A 19,507-nucleotide genomic window follows, 5' to 3' on the forward strand; every position below is an offset into this window, starting at 1 on the left:
ATAGCTTCATGATATTATTTATGTCTCAGCCTCTTATTACCCTATCTTTATGATTTTATCCGCTAAAACTTCAGCTTCAAAATTAGAATGTGTAACAAAGATGATAGGTATCTTCCATTCTTTAAAAATACGTTTGATTAACTTGATTCCCTCATCTCTTGTCGCATCATCTAAACTTGAAAAGGGTTCATCTAATAAAATTAAATCTGGCTTCGTACTTAATGTACGTGCTAATGCAACACGTTGAGATTCGCCTCCTGAAAGCGTCGCTGGATATTGCGCGCTTAAATGATGAATATTTAGACGATCCATTAAGTCATCTATATGAACAGATGGTTTAGCCATAAAAGTGATATTCTTATTCACTGTCATGTTCGGAAATAATTGGTAATCTTGAAATAAATAACCAATATGACGCTCTTGGATTTTCACGTTCACTTTATGTTCAGTATCAGTGATAAGTCTATCATTTATTTTAATATATGCTTTATCCGGTTTTCTTAAACCTGCTATCATATTCAATACTGTCGTTTTACCTATACCTGAAGGTCCTCGTATTGCATAAATTTTAGGGACAGTATCATGAATGTTAATATCAATAAACGTCTTCTTTAATTGATATTGTAGTTTTAACTCTAACATCTAATCTACCTCCCTATATTTATCTTTATTAGCAAAATTCAATACACCTATTACAGTAATTGAAAATGCGACTAACACAAGCACCCATAACCAAGCTTGGTTTTCTCTACCTTGTTCCACTAAAAAGTATATCTCAAGTGGTAACGTGTTCGTTTTATTTGGTATGTAACCTGCAACCATTAATGTTGCACCAAATTCTCCAATTGCACGAGCAAAACTCATCATAATCCCCGCAATGATTGAACGTTTAGATAACGGTAAAATTAAGCGATAGAATATTTTATTTTCACTTGCCCCCATGGTACGAGCAGTATTTAACATTTTAGGGTTAATACTTCTAAATCCTTGAATCGTGTGTTGATACATTAACGGAAAACTAACAATGACAGATGCAATAACTGCACCTGTCATTGTGAATACTACCGGAAGATGTAGTACCTCTTCAAAAAATTGTCCTACAACACTTCTAGGAGAAAATATTATGAGTAAGATAAACCCTAGCACCGTTGGCGGTAGAACAATGGGTAATAATATAAAACTTTCAAGGAGTTTAGTAAGATGCCCTTTTCCCTTATAAAGCAATCGACATATAAAAATACCTAGTACTGTTACAATAATCGTACTTATGACGGCTACTTGAATCGATATCCAAAAAGGTGTTAATTCAGGCATTCTTCACTCTCCTAAACTTCGAAATGATACTCTTTTAAGATATCTTTCGCTTTGTCAGATTTTAAGAAGTCCATCCACTCTTTCGCAAGCTTTTTATCTGAAGTTGCACCTGCTTCATACGTGATTGGTTTTTTAAGTTCTGCTTCTTTAATTTCATTTACTTTATCTGTTTTTTTGTTGTCAGTATATAAATCTGTTTCATAAACAAAGCCCATTTCGGCATTGCCTTTTTCAACATAATTTAATACTTGTTTAACGTCTTTGGCATAAACTAAATGATCTTTAACGTCATTATATAAACCTTGATCTTCTAGATATTGTTTCGCATATTTACCAGCTGGAACTGTTTTAACTTCACCAATTGCTAATTTTTCATTATCTTCTAAATCTTTAACTGATGTTTTGTCGCTATTTTTATCTCCAACTAAGACAAGCTTATTATGTGCATATTTGTATGTATCGTGTGCTTTGTCTTTATCTTTTAGCATATCAACATCTTTAGTGTTCGCAGACATGAATACGTCAGCTGGGGCACCTTTTTCAATTTGTTGTCTTAATGCACCAGAACCACCATAGTTAAAGCTCACATCAACATTTTTGTGATCTTTTTTAAATTCTTTCTCTAATGCTTTACTTACATCACCTAAGCTAGCTGCTGCCGAAATTTGTAATTCTTGTTTGTTGTCACTATCTTTTTTGCTTGAGTCAGATGATTTATTTCCACTATCATTGCTACCAGAATTTGAACATCCTGCTAAAATAATAACTAATGTAATAATAACTGCCATGAAATGCTTAAGTTTCATTTCACAACCCCCTCCTTTTATACCACTTATTATACGCTTATTTATAGCTTTTAAAAGGTATAAAATGATAAATTTCACCTAATCTTCATATTATTAAATATATTTAATATACTATCAATAATTTATATGTAATTTAAATCTTTTCAAATAATGTTCAAAAGTTTTAATATAGAGTTATATATGCCTAAAGGAGAAATAAAAAATGGATAAAGATGTATTACAAGGGCAATCTATCCTCCGCTATGAAGATGGGCAACTCATCAATACAACAGATAGCTATGTTACAGAATTTCCATTGACAATTATTGTTAATGGCACAGAATTTGCTACTGTCATTTGTAGTCCAACACATATGGAAGAACTTGTAGTGGGATTTTTAGCTTCTGAGGGAGCTATTTATAAAAAAGAAGAAATACGCGCTTTGCAAATAGATGATAGTAAAGGTTTCGCACATGTAGAGTTAACTAAAGATTTAGGCGACCGTTTTGAGTATTCAACTAAACGTATGATTGCATCATGTTGCGGAAAAAGTAGAGAATTTTACTTTCACAATGATGCAGCTATCGCTAAAACCTCAATGTCCAAAATTACATTAACGCCGAAACAAGTGCTCAATATGATGACTGGGCTACAATCCGCTAGTACATTGTTTAAACAAACAGGTGGTTTGCATAATGCTGCCATTAGTGATGGTGATGAATTTTTTGAACATAGACAAGATATCGGCCGTCACAATGCGCTCGATAAGCTTTACGGATTTTGTCTTGAAAGACATATACCTGTCAGAAATAAGGTCCTTATTTTTAGTGGGCGTATTTCATCGGAAATATTATTAAAGGCGGCTAAAATAGGTGTAGGCGTCATTTTATCCAAATCTGCACCTACTACGTTAGCGATTACGTTAGCTAATGATTTAAATATAACTGCAATTGGTTTTATTAGAGATGGCAACTTTAATGTTTATAGTCATCCAGAACGTATTAAAGCCACTGACACATTGGATTAATCTTCCAAATGCGTCAGTGGCCTTTTTATTTTACATCTTCTTTGATGATATGATACACAAAGCTTTGATACGTGTAACCTTGTTTCGTGTACATATCTTTGGCTGTATCTTCTCCATCAGCTACGAGTATAACTGGACGTTCATTTGCTATGCTGCCTATATGTGCTTGCAAAGTTGATCCAACACCCTGTCTTCGATAGTTTTCCATAACACCAAAACTATCAATTTCGATAGTTTCCTCAGTTTCAATCACATCAACAGTACCTACAGGTGCTTTGTCAACGTAGGCTATTAGTCGGCATATGTTATCTTTTTTATGCTGAATTGTCCGTCTCGTATCATTGACACTCTCAATCGCAAACGGCTTACCATAAGGCAAGGCAAATGAATAATAAATATTCAAATAATCTTCCATATTGCTTTCATTTACCTCTTCAATCACAACATCTTTTCGACTAGGTAAGCGTGTTAATTCATTACCTTCTATAATATAGAATTCAAGTAAACCTAGTTGAAATCCTTCTTTTTCAATTGCATTTTTCCATACTTCTTCCAATCTTTCATTCTCTGGAAAAGTAAACGCTAAATGATTCGAATGCTGTTGCTCATGCAATTCATACTGTGTAGTCATATCTTTATGCCACTGTTCTATAGTTGGCATTTCTTTATACACCCACTTATTTGTATCATATTTCAAAGGTTGTGAAGGTGTTAAGTAAATCATTATTCGTTCATCTTCATGATATAGATGCCCCTCTTGAGCAATGTTTCGGATTGATATATTCGACATCACTACATCCACCTGCCTCGTTCATTTGTTAGACTTATTGTATCAAACTTTTGAAGCGTGAATGATTTAAAAGTGTTACGCCAATTAAACTTGCAATGATGGCTTTAATGATATCTCCTGGCATAAAAGTAAATGACAATAAGAAGGCTTTACTTACTGGAATATGTATAATGAAGCCCATAATAATTGTACCGACGATATCTAAAAATAAAACACCAATTACTAATGTAGTAACAAATAATACGGCAAAATTGATTTTATTAAAATATTGATCTCTTACAAAACCAATACCAAACGCAACAACCGGATATAAGAATAAGAATCCTGCTGATGGTCCTGCAAATACGCCGATTCCTCCACGTCCACCTGAAAGAACTGGTAAACCTGCAGCAGCTAATAGTAAAAAGACTATGACACTGAGTGTCCCATATTTTTTACCTAATATCATACCTGCTAAAAATATACCAATATTTTGTAATACGATAGGTACTGGCATAATCGGAAGCGGAATGCCCGGAACCAATCCTAAAACACAAATAATCGCTGTCATTAAAGCTGTGTAAACTAAATTTCTTGTATTCATGTTGTATCCTCCTTCTACGAAGATGATTATACCACTAATGTAAACTTTATAAAATAAAAAGTTTACATTTATGAAGGAGAATCTACTTTTTTAGCTAACTGCGTAATATATTTAAAGAAGTCATCATGATTTACACTCGTAACAACTTGGACAGGACGACCTTTTTCTGTCACATATGTACGCCCTTGACTTGGTCCTTGATGTTCAACATCAACATGCTTTGTTATTGATTGAACCAATTCAGGATTACCAACATAAGCAGTGGTTAGGACATCCCATAAAAAGTAAGTTGAATTAGTTATAAAATGAGTCAAAGGTGGGACTGCCGCATAACTAACGCCTAGAAAATCAACGCCTGAATAATGACGTTCGTTTGCCCACATTTGTCGAATATCTAATGTTAATGGCACTTGATTCGTGCTTTCTAAAGCCACCATATCTATAGCAATGTCACTATCAAATACTACTTTTACCGCCTCTGGATCCCAAAATGCGTTCCATTCAGCTGTACCATCATGTTCTGGCTCTTCCACATTGCCTTTTTCAAGAAAAGTCCCTCCCATCCATACTAATTTATCAATATTCTTCTGAATGCTTGGATCAATTTTAAGTGCTTTAGCCAAATCTGTTAATGGTCCCGTAAACAATAGTGTTATCTTTTCTGTTGACTCGCTCAATACGCGTATAATATCCTCATACGCTTCTAGGTTGCTCATGCCAGATTGTTGATTCGTCGTTTATTCATTCAATATCGGCAATGCATCCATAAAGAATGCATGCATTCTCCACTCTTTCGGAAAAGGATTGGCACCACGTTCATATGATGGCGCAACTTGTAATGATGCATTAGAAAATCGATTAATAATTTTACATGAAGCACTAACAGACGGTTCTAAATAGCAATCTGCTCCTATTGTACTTACACCAACTAAATCAATATCTTCCATTTGTAATAATAAAAATAAAGATATTAAATCATCTACACCACCATCGTGGTTAAAATATACTTTAGTCAAAGTGATTCCTCCCATTATTATGTAAATAGTAAATAAAGCGGGACAGAAATGATATTTTCCCAAAAATTTATTTTGTTGTTCCGCTCTCAACTTGCTTAGCTTGTAGACTTTCTTGATGAAATGCTTTGTGTTGGGCCCTTTCAGTAAGGTTGCCTAAAATTAAAAGAAGCTTGTTGCAAGTGCACTGTTATGTTAGTCAACGACTGCCAATATATTTTAAGAGCCTAAAACATTGATTGATGTCCCAGGCTCTTAAAATATCATAAAAAATTGATCGTCGTCTCTATATTCTATTATTTACTAGCTTCAATTAATTTGTCTTTTAAATCTTTTCGCATAAAGTCAAGTGTGTAAGGGTCATTATACCAATATGTTTCAGCCTTAACTTCAATCACGTTACCATTTTTAACTGCTGGCAAGTTTTTCCAGATGTTTGTTGTCTCATAACTTGGTTTAGATTTACCTTCTCCTGTTGAGACGATATAGTCACCAGCTACGTCTTCAATTTTTTCTTGACTGACTTCAGCCCAACCTTCTTTTTTAACTAAATCTTGTTGGCCTTTAGGCATATTCAAACCAAATGCTTGATATAATACTTCTCCACCACGCCCCCAGTTGTCGCCGTAAGTGTAAACTTTCTTGTCAAATTCATCTAAGATAGAAACTGTTGCGTCCTTACCAATTGCATCTTTGATTTCTTTGCCATCTTTTTCAGTTTGTTTCTTCCATTTTTCTTCCCATTTTTTAACTTCGTCTTCTTTACCCATAATCTTACCTAACATTTCTTGTTGTTCAAGGTATTTGTGTTTACCATAATCAACAACAATCGTTGGTGCGATTTTTTCATATTTTTTGATATTTTTATCTGTAGAGTAAACAATAATTAAATCTGGTTTTTTCTTAGCCACTTTTTCAACGTCAGCTTCACCAATTTTTGTTGTATCTTTAAATTTCTCTTTTAAAATTGGGCTTTGATCAACTTGATTGTTAACCGCAACAATATTCGCGCCTAATTTATGTAAACCACCTGCAAATGTAGGTGCAACGACAGCAATACGTTTAGGATCTTTAGGAATATCTATCGTCTTTCCACTATCTAATTTATATGATTTTGTTTCTTCTTTTGAATCAGATTTACCCGAACCACCGTTATTACCACATGCAGCTAAAACGATGATTAGAACTAGTAATGGTAAAATTAATTTCTTCATAACATCCTCCTGTTGAAAACGATTATCAATTTCAACAAAATTATATCCTACAATGCGACGTTTTACAATAAAATTTTAAATTATTTATAAATTAAAAAAGAGTGGAACACATTATTTTAAAATTGTTGTTCCACTCCCCCCGCAAAGCTCATCGCTACTGAGAAAAGCTTGATTTAAGCATCTTCTCTGTTCGATCAACTACTACTTCATACTATTATTTTTTCCCATTCTCTTATACTTACCTTATTTACACTATTTAAAATAAATTGCACACAGATTTAGCTATGTTAGTATAAGCGGCATCCTCCATAGGTGGATTGTGTAATCCAGCTCTCATATCACGGTAATAACGTTGCAATGGTCGTTCCATTTCAAGACTCTTCGCGCCAACGATTCTCATCGCTAAATCAACTACTTCTAACCCTTGATTCATTACTAGTACTTTACTCGCAGATGTTTCATTCCATAACTTAGGTTGATTTTCTGGATGATTATAGCCTTTAGCAGTACTCCATAAGAAATGACGAGCTGATAATAATAGCGACTCCATTTTACCAATATTTTGTTGTACAGTTGGCAAATGACTAATCGTACCTTCTATACTATTTGGACCATACGTTGTTGCGAAATTGATTGCATAATCTCTTGCCGCCTGAGCAATGCCTAAATAAGTGCTAGGAATGTGCAATATCCATCCATTCGGTTGCGGTTTTCGTTTTGACTCAACAAAAAAGTCATTCGGTACCCACACATCATTTAATACTAAATCGTGACTTTCTGTTGCTCTCATACCTACCATATTCCAATTATCGGCAATTTCTAAGCCCTCAGTGGCTCTAGGCACTAAGAAAAATCCTACTTCTTGCAAGTCATCGACATAAGCGGCGACAATATAGTGTGTCAACGCTTTGCTCATTGATGTGAACGTTTTAACACCATTTAATAGATAGCCATCATCTTGCTTAACTGCATGCGTTGCAGGTCTGCCACCACGAGTAGGGCTACCTGTATCCGCTTCACTTACTGCTCTATTGACTAAAGCACCATTTTTAATTTCTTTAGCAAAACGATCCAGCATATCTTGATTCCACATTGATTGTTCATATATTTGTCCTATGACACTTAAATGCCAACCGATTGATAACGCCGTTGCACCATCAATTGCTCCTAAATACGTTTGTAACACAACCATATCTTCAATAGTCGCGCCTTCACCGCCATATTCAACGGGTAACGTAAGTATGCTATATCCTTCTTGCACTAACCATTCAATATTCTCAAATGGGAATCTCGATTGTTTATCATTTTCTCCTGCTCTTTTTTTAAAAGTTTCCTCAATTGATTGAAACTTTTGTATCCATTTTCTTTGTATATCTGTGTTAATCAGAACTGAATTGATCAATTATATCACCTGTTCATTGTCATTGTTATTTAAACCTAGTTTATCACTCAACATTTTAAAATGAAAGTTAACCACGTTCAGATAGCAATATAAAAAGACTTAAGTCAGAGAGATTGAATATCTCAATACTTAAGTCTTCTCATGAATAAACATGAATTACTTGATGTACTTTTCTAATTCAGCAATCAGTTTATTAATCTTGTCTCGTTGTTCATCTGTTACATAAACAATAACTATTCTTTCATCTTGTATGCTACGCTTTTTTGAAAGTAACTGTAAATCTTTTAACTTTTGTAATGCTTTAGTTAAGTAATAAGGTTTAAACTCTGAATACGTTGCAATTTCCTTCGAAGTTATTTCATTTGTTTTACTTCTTGCAATATAATTTAAAATATAAACCTCTTCATAATTTAAATTATATTTCTTTTTAGTGTCTTTGAAGAACTTTTTAACTTGAAATGTTGCGTTAACTAAATCATTGATGTCTTTAATTTGTCCCATATCCTAAACCACTCCTCTGATGTACGTCTTGTTGCTACAAGGTTCATGTCTACTATTTATTACTTACCAAACATTTCTTATGCTATAAAATTTATTTTATAACATTTAAGTATAATATTTCAATATTTTTATGAAATTAAAATGATATTATATATCAATAACACGTTCCATCAATTAAATTACACATAATCAATTTGTCTTAATTGCTAGTTAATAGAATATAAAAAAGGAGTGCGACAGAACTCTTTTTGAATTCATTGTCCCACTCCTAACAAAGATGATTCGCGTTGAACACAGCTTCTTTAAATCGCTGTCTCAATTCAGTCAGCTACGATATATTTGCAATGTCGCTTCGTTATATTAATTTTTTATTTCGTTCTTTCTATATATTAAAGACTTAAACTAACTGAAAAAATAGTTAATAACTGTTTTTTTATCCCTTAATTATCTAATACTGCCATTTTATTGTTATTTAATTTTAGCATTCACATAATCAACAAATGGTTGAATCTCTTTTGTTTGAATTTGTTTCATTGGTACTTTCCCAATGTTAAAAGTAAACACTAAATCTTTACCATCAAATTCAATTGCTTCTATTTCATTGTATGGAATATTTCTATAATAGAATTGTCCATTCATATCTACATTCATAATTAATCTTTCAGAGGTAGCAATAAACGCACCTTCAAACTCACTTTGTCCTTGAACGTTATACTCAATCATCCCTAGTACAGAAGGCCCTTTAGACTCTGTTGGGAACAAATCATCGGGATTCACATTATCTAAAATCATGCATTCATTCTCCTTACCTATTATGTTTATTAAATCAATCTCATTTCCTCTTGGAATTTATTGTAACATTTAACAAATATTTGATAGGTTTCATATGCTCGTGATTCACTAAATTTTATGTTTACAATACGTTCATCTATCGAATTACGATATTTCTCTAAATACCCTTTATGATAAAGTTCATTAATAACTGCGTTTATACATATTAAGTATCGATAAGACATAGATTGAATCTCTTTTAATGAAATGACTTGCCGATTCGAAATGAACGCTCCTAATAAAATCAGTTCATCTAAACTCAGATTAAATTCCTTCGCTAACATTTGGACTTTATATCGTGCATCAAAAATAGTGATGACATATTTCAATGAATTGTAATGGGTACTTTCTATTATACATGCAAAGTTTTTCACTTTTACCATTTCATTAATTTCAGAAAACATCGTATTGAGTTTATCCTGACAGTTTGTTGATGGGAGAAATAATAAGCGTCTTTGATCATTATGATCACGCAATTTAATAATCCATCCCAAATGGTACAAGTGCTCTAAATGATGTCTTATTTGTCTTTTTGAAATAGATTGATACGTGATTAATTCATCTATATAAATACCTTGATGATGAACATGATAATAATTAATGACTTCATTTAATGTTTTTAATTGTTCAAACTTTAATTGGTAGCTATACTTTAGCACCTCACCTACCGCCTTCATAAAAACCAGATAAAACAATAATGTTTCTAACTTATGCTTATCCACCATACCTATCACCTCATGACACAATCTTTAGATTGGGCTATCGAAAGCATCTATGGCAAATCGCTTAACCGTATAAAATGATTAAGATTACTTTGAACATAGCAATGATACACCACTATTCCTACCCAACCTTTTCAAAGATAGACATTTACATGACTCTTTCAATAAAACAACTTCATCTTTATATTTTGTGAATCAGTAGGTCGTACTTACGCATACGCAATCATAACAGTGATTGATGACTTCTGATAGGTTATTTTAACTGTAATGCGCTTTGGCTTCAGCAATTAATAACTGGGTTGTTTCATCAAACGGTATTTCTGATTGATTCAATGATTGGTATTGATGTGACTGATTTTTAGTTCGAATTTGACCAGGTGTGTTACCATACCTTTTATTAAATAAAGCGATAAAATGTGGAAGATGATTGAACCCATGCTTGAACGCAATGTCTTGAATCAAATGATTACTGATTAAGATGTCTATTAAACATAATTTTAATCTAACATCATTTATATATTGCGTTATATTACGATAAGGTGTGTGATATTTGATAACTTTACTTAATTCTTTAGCTGACATATTGAGTGCGTTTGCCATGTCCTGACGACTAATCTTAGTACTGTGATGTTCAATAACATACTCGTGTACCTTATCAACTAAAGCATTTTCTAATTTGTAATGAACACGTTGTTTTCTTTGCAAATATCCTAATTCTACACATAAATGTTTAACAAGCTTATCTTTTATTTGTAATTTGTGTGGTTGTCTACTTTCAAATTCCAGTATATTTAGAATAAATGGTTCTATTTGACTTCTTTCTATAGAAGAAAATTTATAGCCATTTGACTTAATATAATCATCAGCAAACTTCAAATAATCTTTGAATGCTATTTCAATGTTTGCGACGATCGCACCATCTTCGCTTTCAATCGAGTAAATATCATTTAGCATCACAAATAATAAATCTCTTTCTTGCATCTGAAATCTCTCTAAATTTAAATTTACTCGTCCTGACCCTTTCAGCCAATAGATTAATTTAATATTCGATTCCTTTTGCTTGCTTATCTTTATATCTTTTAAAAGTTTTACCGAAAAGTTATTAATCATACGTACGTCCTCTCACTTTATAATATATAAAGACATGACATAAACAGAAATAATAAATTATCCCCCATAACTCTAATAACTATTGCTGCATCATTAACGTTTCTCTAATTTTAACGCATTTAATCGAATGTCTATCTTCATATATAATTGTATGGTTTATTTCGGTATTATCAGTAGCAAACTTTTAACCAATTATATCATTTTATTATCTTATATAACGATTTTTATATCCAAAATGATTTTTATAATATCAAATATTATAAATTGCTTTAACACGCCTGCGAGAGAGTAATAATACAATTAAATTAAAAGATGATTCAGATACTTATTGTAAAAACAATACAAAAATAATGAATTCTATTAATTTTATATCAAATTTATTTTTTGCTGTTACTTTACAAAAATGTTACAGAGAAATGAGTATCTTTTTCATATATTTTTTAAAACGTTGCTATAACAGCGTTTTTTAATATTACAAAAAATTACTTATTGTATTTATCTCAACACTATTTATTAGCAAAAAATTACAAAATGATAACAACGCACACAAAATGATTTTTTTCTGATAAAGTATTTCTTGTCGTTAAGAAACTTATTAAAAACTGGACTCAAGGGTCATCAAATGACTATTAAATATAAAATATTAATTTAATTCTCAGGAGGAAATTTTACAATGAAAAAAATCGCTACAGCTACAATCGCTACTGCAGGAGTTGCAACAATCGCTATCGCTGGACATGGTCATGAGGCACATGCAGCTGAACAAGGTTACAATCCAAATGATCCAACTTCATACAGCTACTCTTACACTATCGACCAACAAGGTAACTATCATTACACTTGGAAAGGTAACTGGAGCCCAAATCAAGTAAATCACTCTAGTCAATCAAATTATTCAAACTACAACTATTCATATAACTACAATAATTACAATAATTACAATAACTATAACTACAATTACTATGACAATAACACACAATCATATAGTTCAAACACACAACAAACTGGTGGTTTAGGTGCAAGCTACTCAACTTCAGATCGTAACATTAAAGTAACTACAACTACTGCGCCATCATCACAATCTAATGGTGTGTCAATTTCAAGAGCTTCAAGTTCAGGTAGTAACTTATACACTGCTGGTCAATGTACATACTATGTATTTGATAGAGTAGGCGGTAAAATCGGTTCTACTTGGGGCAATGCTAATAACTGGGCAAGCGCTGCAGCTGCATCAGGTTACACTGTAAACAATTCACCATCAGCTGGTGCTATTTTACAAACTTCTCAAGGTGCTTACGGTCACGTAGCATATGTTGAAAGCGTTGGTAGTGACGGTTCAGTTACTGTATCAGAAATGAACTACGGTCACGGTGCTGGTGTTGTTACTTCACGTACTATCTCAGCTAGCCAAGCTGCTGCATACAACTACATTCACTAATTTTATGCGTAACAAATAAATTAACAGTCTGGGACATAAATAATATAATAATGCTATTTAGCAAATTCGCAGTAGCTGACTGAACTGAGAAGACGCTTAAATCGAGCTTTTCTCAGTTCTAGTCATCCTTGCGGGGGTGGGACAACGAATTTAAAAGAATTCTGTCCCGCTCCCTTTTTAATGTGCACAAGTTTAATCATATTGTGACCTGTTGGATATATAATTAAGCGTATTAAAAAAGATTGGAAAGTAACAATCCATACTTTCCAATCTTAATGTATGTCCAACAAATTCATTCTTTCTTGCTTTGTTATATCTTTTACTATAATGGTGCTAATAATAAATTCGTTTGTCATCGTTCATGGATCCAATTCTCGCTACAAAAATTGAACCCACTACTATGAAATATTTTGAGGATATTTACAGTTAAAACTTAAATGCATTAGATATCATCGCTACAAAAATATCTATGTAATGTTTTAACATACTTGAATATATCCTTTTGACAAATGATTAAACATATTTTCACGAATTTTTTACATAACTTTTGTTGTTTAATTTACGAATACCAAGTCCTGAAAATCCATAAACAATAGCTAGAATTGCACATAAGTAACACGGCACTGTCCAAATAAAGAATTGATCTACAGATACGCCCAATTGTTGTGTGTAATAAATTCCTGAAGTTCCCCAAGGTATTAACGGCAATACCATTGTACTAGAATCTTCTAAAGTTCTTGATAAATTAGTTTTATCCAAATCCATATCGACAAACATGTCTTTCATTAAGACACCCACCATGATAATGACTATAGATGCTACACCAGCAGCAAAAACTAACATTAAGCAACATATCACCGTTATTAAAATTAACGTCCCCACTGATGTTACACCTTTAGATACTGTATTTAACATGACATCTAAACATCCTGATGTCTCTACAATACCTGCGAAAGCATAACCACAGAAAATTGTAACAAGTATTTCTGTCATACTCATCATGCCACCTTGTTCTAATAACGACGTCGCATTGTTAGAGAGATTGGTATGACCAGTCATTGCAGGTGTAAAACCGTTAAACATAGCTTTAAATCCATCAACCATATTAAAGTGATGATTTAATGTACCTACAATAACAGCACTCAGACTAGATGCTAACATAGAGGGTACTGTGGATACTCGACACACTAAGCAAATAATGATAACTAACAAAGGTATCCACACCCATATATTAATATGATATATACCATCAAGTTCATTTAATAATTGATGTATTTGCTTTGTATTGACTGCACCTTTTGAATTTAATCCTGCAAAGAACCATACGATCAACCCTATTATTGATGCCGGTATGGTCGTCCACATCATTGCCCTAATGTGAGAAAAGATGTTCACCTTAGTGACTAAGGCAGCCAAATTGGTAGTATCTGATAATGGTGACATTTTATCACCAAAAACTGCACCTGCAATAATAGCACCTGCTGCCATACCTAAGTCGATATTCAGCTGATGTGCAATAGATATCAAAGCAATACCCGCAGTAGACGCAGAGCCCCATGCTGTCCCTGTGGCTAAACTACAAATTGCTGAAATGATAAATGCAGAAACTAAAAAATAATGTGGATTTAAAAATTTCAAACCGTAATAAATTAAAGCTGGTACAGTTCCAGAATACATCCAACTACCAACAATAATGCCTACTGCTAAGATAATAAATATTGCAGGCATTGCCGTTGTTAGCCTTCGAGTAATACCCTCTTCCAAATCTTCCCACTTTAATCCTACACGCCAAGCAATTAAAGCAGCATAGGCAGAAGATATAAGTAATAGCACTTGAATTGGAATATTAAATTTTATAAATCCGATTGTTACGACAAGAACCATAACGATGATTGTAGATATTGCTTCCCAGAACGATGGGTGTCTTTTCATACACATTCCTCGTTTCTATTAGATTAATGACCTCTTTTCATAGCTAAATATTTATTTGAATGATTAATTAAATATGCATGTATACATCGTTTATTCAACTTTTCATTATTCTAAACCGAGTTTTTCTAAACCAAGTTCTTCAACTTTAAGACCTTCTTCGAAAAAGTCACGTTCTAAAATTGTAGACGCAATCATGATAACCGCATCGATATTGGGTGTCTCAACATCGATTGCTCGTCCTAGACTTGACCATAGCACTAAGCCATATGCGATATCTTCTGTTAAGTAACGATTTTGAACTGAATTAGGTCCAGGAATTTGAGAGAAAACAGGACTCGTATTAAAGAGTCGATTTAATGGTTCATCTTCGTCTTTACGCTCTAGATATCCTCTTTGTATACGTGCCTCTTTCGCAGTTAAGAGTTCAAACCCTAATTTACGACCTAACGTTAAACGTTCTAATTCAATCGCATGTAATAATCTGACAGTGTGTTTCGTGATTCCTTCCTTATACAAGGCAAATGAATCTGCATAATCGATTCGACCTACATTTAATAATGTTGGCCCAGGATGTACTTCTGGATTTCCATTTTCTAAATTTGTCTTCCATAAGTTTTCTTCTTTAACGAGGTATGGATAAACTTGACTCACTTTTTCAAAGCTGTCACTAAGTTCTTTCTTGTTATAAGTAGAGAAGAACACCTTACGTACATTGAGTGATAAATCTACACGTGCTGCTTCAAAGTCAACACGCGTACCGTACGTTAGCGTATTAGCTTCAGCAAACTTAGGCTGAACCTCGATATGTCTATCCTCAAGTACATTAATAAAACGGATTGAAGCCATCGCTGCTGCAATATTAAAGAAAATCAGTTGATCATTCGTCACGTGCTCAGCCATTATTTCCGCATAGTATTCAATATAAGATGAAGGAATAATTACTTGAACAAGTTCAGCGTCTTTCAAGACATATTCAATGTCATCACTGATGTCAGTAAACGGTACAAATGATTCGGCACCTTCATTGTTAAAATCAAAGCCACCCTTTTCTAATGCATGATTAAACTTTTTAATAGATGAATTTCGACAGTATAATTTCACATCATGGCCTTGATTCACCATATCTACTGCCGCTGTTACTGCACCATTACCTGATCCTACTACTGCTATTTTCATAATTATAACTTCCTTTCAAACTATCTTATTGTCTCTCATTTTGATTAAAAATAAAGGGAGCAGGTTAGAAATCTACATCGCTTCACTAGATTTCTATTTAACCTTGAAAAGACAGTCCAAAATAACTATCTGTTTCCAAGTCCCGCTCCCGGGCAAAGTTGGCTAGAATAAAAATAAATTAAAGCCATCATCATTTTTATTCAGTCAGCTACTGCCAAATCATTCATATGAATCATTATTAAACAAATTAGTACTTAAATTTATACAACGCTAAACTATATCCTATTTTTAAAAAATTAAACACGCTAAATTAATTTAAATTAATTTTAAAATTAACTAATCATTTTAAAGTAACTTTGTTATATTAATAGTGATACATGATTATAAGTTGAAAGGAGTATTATTATGTCAGAATATGATAATCAATCACACAACTCTCCGATTCAGAGGGATAATGAGCAAGATGCGCGTTTAATGGCAATGTTAGTCTTCTTATTAGGCTTTTTTACTTCTATTATTGGTCCGATTATTATTTGGGCTATTAAACGTAATGAATCACAATTAGTTGATAAAGCTGGAAAAAATTACTTCAACATGCTCATTTCATATTTCATTTGGAGTGCTGTCATTGGCATTTGTATTGTTCCGTTATTCTTCATATATGCTGTTAATAATGAAGCGGTTATCATTATCGTAACAATATTAATCTTTATTCTTTCTATCTTGCTATTTGTGCTTTCTATTTTATATTTCGTATTCCACATCGTTGCTTGTGTGAAATATTTTAGTGGAAAAGCGTATGTTGTTCCGTTATCAATTCGTTTCTTTAAATAAATAGCGTACCAACTAATGTTACAAATGCCTGTAACATAAATCATATGTTAACATTATCAAAATATAAGAATAATGTAGTATACATGCATATTCCAAGCATTATTACATTACGTAACCTTGAGCACCCCTTTATTACGGAGTTGTTCAAGGTTTTTGTATTTCATTTACGAAAACGTAACAATGCACATAACGGGTTTGAAATCTGTTAAAGTATGATTTGTCGTTGGGAGCGACTAAAAACTTAAATCAAAGTCAATTCAACATATCGCTAACTAAACCTATTGTTGAATATCATATTTTGGGAGGACTTTTTACTATGAAAAAAATCATTACAATTTCAACTTTAACAGCAGGCATTGGTGTATCAGCATTAGGATTAAATGCTAACCATGCGGATGCTGCGGAATATAATCACAATCCAGCACCACAACACAATCAATTCGGTGGCGGTTATCAACAACCTCAATTTAACCAACAATCATTTAACTATAACCAAAGCACTACTTCATCTTCAATAACTGACGGAAGTACGTCATCTAGTAGTACTTCAACAACAACTACGTCATCAACACAAACGACTTCTTCAACATCTGGTAATTTATATACAGCTGGCCAATGTACGTGGTATGTTTATGACAGAGTTGGTGGCAACATTGGGAGTACTTGGGGAAATGCGAATAATTGGGCTAGTGCAGCTTCAGCAGCTGGCTACACGGTGAATCAAACACCTGAAAAAGGCGCAATTCTACAAACATCTGAAGGTACTTATGGACATGTTGCTTACGTGGAGAGCGTTAATAGTGATGGTTCTATAACTGTTTCAGAAATGAATTATTCTGGCGGACCATTTGTCAAAGATACGCGTACCATTTCAGCAAGCCAAGCAAGTGCTTATAACTATATCCACTTATCATAATTTCTATATATAATGATCAGTTAAAAGCGTATGCCTCGTTAATTAAACATTAACAGCATACGCTTTTTTAAGTTTCTCAAATTGAATTTTAATCAACGATTTGAGAGAATGAGCATATTAGTCTTTTATAGGTAAGGAGTGTTAGGTTATGCAATGGCTTAAAGTCATCTTTGCTGGTCTGATTGAAGTGGTTTGGGTAATAGGATTAAGTAATGCCCATAATTTCGTTACTTGGTTATTCACTTTAATCTTTATTGTATTAAGCTTCTATTTAATGATTTCCGCTTCTCGACATCTACCTGTTGGGACCGTTTATGCGGTGTTTGTAGGCATAGGAGCTGCTGGTACAGTGATTGCTGATATGCTTTTCTTTGGTCAACCATTTACGATTACGAAACTGGGCTTGTTACTACTATTGTTGATAGGAATTATAGGCCTCAAATTATCAACGAACGACACGCCTCAAGGAGGTATGTAATATGTCATGGCTATATTTACTCATTGCGGGATTATTAGAGGTACTTGGTGTCATTTGGTTAAATCAATTTGCACGTTCAAAACAAAAAATTTATATTATTTTGATGGCAGTGACGTTCATTTTTAGTTTTAGTACTTTAAAACTAGCAATGGCAACCATTCCAATGGGCACTGCTTACGCTATCTGGACAGGTATTGGTACTGCTGGAGGCGCTATTGTAGGAATGATATTTTATAGAGAATCAACACATTTTAGCCGTATATTCTTCATTTTCTTAATACTTTTCTCTGTAATTGGTCTCAAAATAATTCAATAAAATGAAATGAATTACATTTGTATACGTTTTCTCCTTTTATTATACTTAAGGAGAAAACAATGTTAAGGAGTGAGTATCATGGAAAAAGTTTATATCGCTGGCGCAATTCCTGAAGTAGGATTAAATCTACTTAAAGAACACTTTGAAGTTGAAATGTATGATGGTGAGGGCATCATTGACAAGGAAACGCTAAAAGAAGGTGTCAAAGACGCTACTGCACTAATAAGTATCCTTTCAACGAATGTGGATCAAGAAGTAATTGATAGCGCAACTAACTTAAAAATCATTGCAAACTATGGTGCTGGATTTAATAACATCGATATTAAATACGCACGTGAAAAAGATATTGATGTTACAAATACACCTAAAGCATCAACTGCATCAACAGCTGAATTAACATTTGGCCTTGTTTTAGCTGTTGCCCGTCGCATAGTAGAAGGCGATAAATTATCTCGTACTAAAGGTTTTGACGGTTGGGCACCTTTATTCTTCAGAGGTCGTGAAGTATCAGGTAAAACAATTGGTATCATCGGTCTAGGAGAAATTGGTAGTGCAGTAGCTAAACGCGCGAAAGCTTTTGATATGGATGTCTTATATACTGGTCCACATCAAAAGAAAGAAAAAGAACGCGAAATTGGTGCGAAATACGTAGATTTAAATACATTACTTGAAAATGCAGACTTCATCACGATTAATGCTGCATATAATCCAGATTTACATCATATGATTGATACTGAGCAATTCAAACGAATGAAGTCAACAGCCTATTTAATTAATGCAGGTCGTGGCCCTATTGTTAACGAAGAAGCTTTAGTAAAAGCTTTAGAAGAAAAAGAAATCGAAGGCGCTGCATTAGATGTTTATGAATTTGAACCTGACATTACGGAAGGATTAAAATCACTTGATAATGTCGTTATCACACCACACATTGGTAACGCAACATTTGAAGCTAGAGATATGATGTCTAAAATCGTTGCAAATGATACAATCAAAAAATTAAGTGGCGACACACCTCAATTTATAGTTAATAAGTAATCTAAAATATGAAAAAAGACGGAAACTGAAAGGTCTTATGGCTAAGTGAATTCGTACTCACTTAAGCATGTATAATGACTTCAGTATCCG

General features: G+C 33.2%; 20 protein-coding genes and 1 pseudogene. 7 read left to right on the plus strand and 14 right to left on the minus strand.

Annotation, left to right across the window (positions count from 1 at the left end):
• Positions 1-36 precede the first annotated feature (36 nt).
• Genes HMPREF3239_RS08120 through modA form a run of 3 tightly spaced genes read right to left on the minus strand, consistent with a single transcriptional unit; the run spans position 37 to position 2,120 of the window.
• Positions 37-642, minus strand: coding sequence for an ATP-binding cassette domain-containing protein (locus tag HMPREF3239_RS08120; RefSeq protein ID WP_053028580.1), 606 nt, complete (start codon positions 640-642; stop codon positions 37-39).
• Complete coding sequence (modB, locus tag HMPREF3239_RS08125) at positions 643-1,314, minus strand: molybdate ABC transporter permease subunit (RefSeq protein WP_070855290.1); 672 nt, start codon at positions 1,312-1,314, stop codon at positions 643-645.
• Positions 1,315-1,325: 11 nt separating this feature from the next.
• Positions 1,326-2,120, minus strand: a complete 795-nt coding sequence (modA, locus tag HMPREF3239_RS08130; RefSeq protein ID WP_070855291.1) for a molybdate ABC transporter substrate-binding protein — start codon at positions 2,118-2,120, stop codon at positions 1,326-1,328.
• Positions 2,121-2,322: 202 nt separating this feature from the next.
• Here modA and fdhD point away from each other — a divergent pair, with 202 nt between their 5' ends.
• Positions 2,323-3,126: a formate dehydrogenase accessory sulfurtransferase FdhD gene (gene fdhD / locus HMPREF3239_RS08135; protein ID WP_070855292.1), complete on the plus strand. Its 804-nt coding sequence runs from the start codon at positions 2,323-2,325 to the stop codon at positions 3,124-3,126.
• Between the two features lie 25 nt (positions 3,127-3,151).
• Here fdhD and HMPREF3239_RS08140 read toward each other — a convergent pair whose 3' ends face one another.
• The 9 genes and pseudogenes from HMPREF3239_RS08140 to HMPREF3239_RS08180 form a co-directional block, all read right to left on the minus strand.
• Complete coding sequence (locus HMPREF3239_RS08140; RefSeq protein ID WP_053028584.1) at positions 3,152-3,916, minus strand: GNAT family N-acetyltransferase; 765 nt, start codon at positions 3,914-3,916, stop codon at positions 3,152-3,154.
• A 34-nt stretch (positions 3,917-3,950) separates the two neighbouring features.
• On the minus strand, positions 3,951-4,499 hold the full coding sequence (locus tag HMPREF3239_RS08145; RefSeq protein ID WP_070855293.1) for a biotin transporter BioY: 549 nt from the start codon (positions 4,497-4,499) through the stop codon (positions 3,951-3,953).
• Positions 4,500-4,567: 68 nt separating this feature from the next.
• Positions 4,568-5,530 (minus strand): annotated as a pseudogene (locus tag HMPREF3239_RS08150) (nucleoside hydrolase).
• A 278-nt stretch (positions 5,531-5,808) separates the two neighbouring features.
• The gene (locus HMPREF3239_RS08155; protein WP_053028587.1) at positions 5,809-6,726 is read right to left on the minus strand and encodes an ABC transporter substrate-binding protein; all 918 of its coding nucleotides are present in this window, start codon (positions 6,724-6,726) and stop codon (positions 5,809-5,811) included.
• A 256-nt stretch (positions 6,727-6,982) separates the two neighbouring features.
• Positions 6,983-8,125 carry an acyl-CoA dehydrogenase family protein gene (locus HMPREF3239_RS08160; protein WP_176747963.1) on the minus strand — a complete coding sequence of 381 codons (1,143 nt, stop codon included), beginning with the start codon at positions 8,123-8,125 and terminating at the stop codon, positions 6,983-6,985.
• A gap of 159 nt (positions 8,126-8,284) precedes the next feature.
• On the minus strand, positions 8,285-8,629 hold the full coding sequence (locus HMPREF3239_RS08165; protein WP_037549844.1) for a transcriptional regulator, SarA/Rot family: 345 nt from the start codon (positions 8,627-8,629) through the stop codon (positions 8,285-8,287).
• Positions 8,630-9,097: 468 nt separating this feature from the next.
• Positions 9,098-9,421 carry a PH domain-containing protein gene (locus tag HMPREF3239_RS08170; RefSeq protein ID WP_070855295.1) on the minus strand — a complete coding sequence of 108 codons (324 nt, stop codon included), beginning with the start codon at positions 9,419-9,421 and terminating at the stop codon, positions 9,098-9,100.
• Positions 9,422-9,450: 29 nt separating this feature from the next.
• Positions 9,451-10,185, minus strand: a complete 735-nt coding sequence (locus HMPREF3239_RS08175; RefSeq protein ID WP_256323745.1) for a transcriptional regulator, SarA/Rot family — start codon at positions 10,183-10,185, stop codon at positions 9,451-9,453.
• A gap of 255 nt (positions 10,186-10,440) precedes the next feature.
• A complete protein-coding gene (locus HMPREF3239_RS08180) occupies positions 10,441-11,163 on the minus strand; it encodes an AraC family transcriptional regulator (protein WP_239469344.1) in 723 nt (240 codons plus the stop codon).
• Between the two features lie 802 nt (positions 11,164-11,965).
• On the opposite strand from HMPREF3239_RS08180, the gene HMPREF3239_RS08185 reads away from it, so the two are divergent.
• Positions 11,966-12,730 (plus strand): CHAP domain-containing protein, encoded by a 765-nt coding sequence (locus tag HMPREF3239_RS08185; RefSeq protein WP_070855297.1) that lies wholly within the window; start codon positions 11,966-11,968, stop codon positions 12,728-12,730.
• Positions 12,731-13,255: 525 nt separating this feature from the next.
• Here HMPREF3239_RS08185 and nhaC read toward each other — a convergent pair.
• Together nhaC and HMPREF3239_RS08195 are read right to left on the minus strand one after the other, a co-directional pair.
• Positions 13,256-14,662: a Na+/H+ antiporter NhaC gene (gene nhaC, locus HMPREF3239_RS08190; protein WP_070855298.1), complete on the minus strand. Its 1,407-nt coding sequence runs from the start codon at positions 14,660-14,662 to the stop codon at positions 13,256-13,258.
• A gap of 105 nt (positions 14,663-14,767) precedes the next feature.
• A complete protein-coding gene (locus HMPREF3239_RS08195) occupies positions 14,768-15,838 on the minus strand; it encodes an NAD/NADP-dependent octopine/nopaline dehydrogenase family protein (protein WP_070855299.1) in 1,071 nt (356 codons plus the stop codon).
• 405 nt (positions 15,839-16,243) lie between these two features.
• On the opposite strand from HMPREF3239_RS08195, the gene HMPREF3239_RS08200 reads away from it, so the two are divergent.
• From HMPREF3239_RS08200 to HMPREF3239_RS08220, 5 genes are all read left to right on the plus strand, one after another.
• Positions 16,244-16,672, plus strand: coding sequence for a magnetosome magnetite crystal formation protein family (locus HMPREF3239_RS08200; protein WP_053028594.1), 429 nt, complete (start codon positions 16,244-16,246; stop codon positions 16,670-16,672).
• Positions 16,673-16,988: 316 nt separating this feature from the next.
• Positions 16,989-17,588, plus strand: a complete 600-nt coding sequence (locus HMPREF3239_RS08205) for a CHAP domain-containing protein (RefSeq protein ID WP_070855301.1) — start codon at positions 16,989-16,991, stop codon at positions 17,586-17,588.
• 148 nt (positions 17,589-17,736) lie between these two features.
• Positions 17,737-18,066, plus strand: a complete 330-nt coding sequence (locus HMPREF3239_RS08210) for a DMT family transporter (protein ID WP_053028596.1) — start codon at positions 17,737-17,739, stop codon at positions 18,064-18,066.
• A gap of 1 nt (position 18,067) precedes the next feature.
• Entirely contained in the window at positions 18,068-18,382 is a 315-nt protein-coding gene (locus HMPREF3239_RS08215; protein WP_053028597.1) for a DMT family transporter, read from the plus strand.
• 78 nt (positions 18,383-18,460) lie between these two features.
• Positions 18,461-19,417 carry a 2-hydroxyacid dehydrogenase family protein gene (locus HMPREF3239_RS08220; RefSeq protein WP_070855303.1) on the plus strand — a complete coding sequence of 319 codons (957 nt, stop codon included), beginning with the start codon at positions 18,461-18,463 and terminating at the stop codon, positions 19,415-19,417.
• The last annotated feature ends 90 nt before the right edge of the window (positions 19,418-19,507 follow it).

The organism is Staphylococcus sp. HMSC34C02, from assembly GCF_001838705.1.
Classification (GTDB): Bacteria; Bacillota; Bacilli; order Staphylococcales; family Staphylococcaceae; genus Staphylococcus; species Staphylococcus borealis.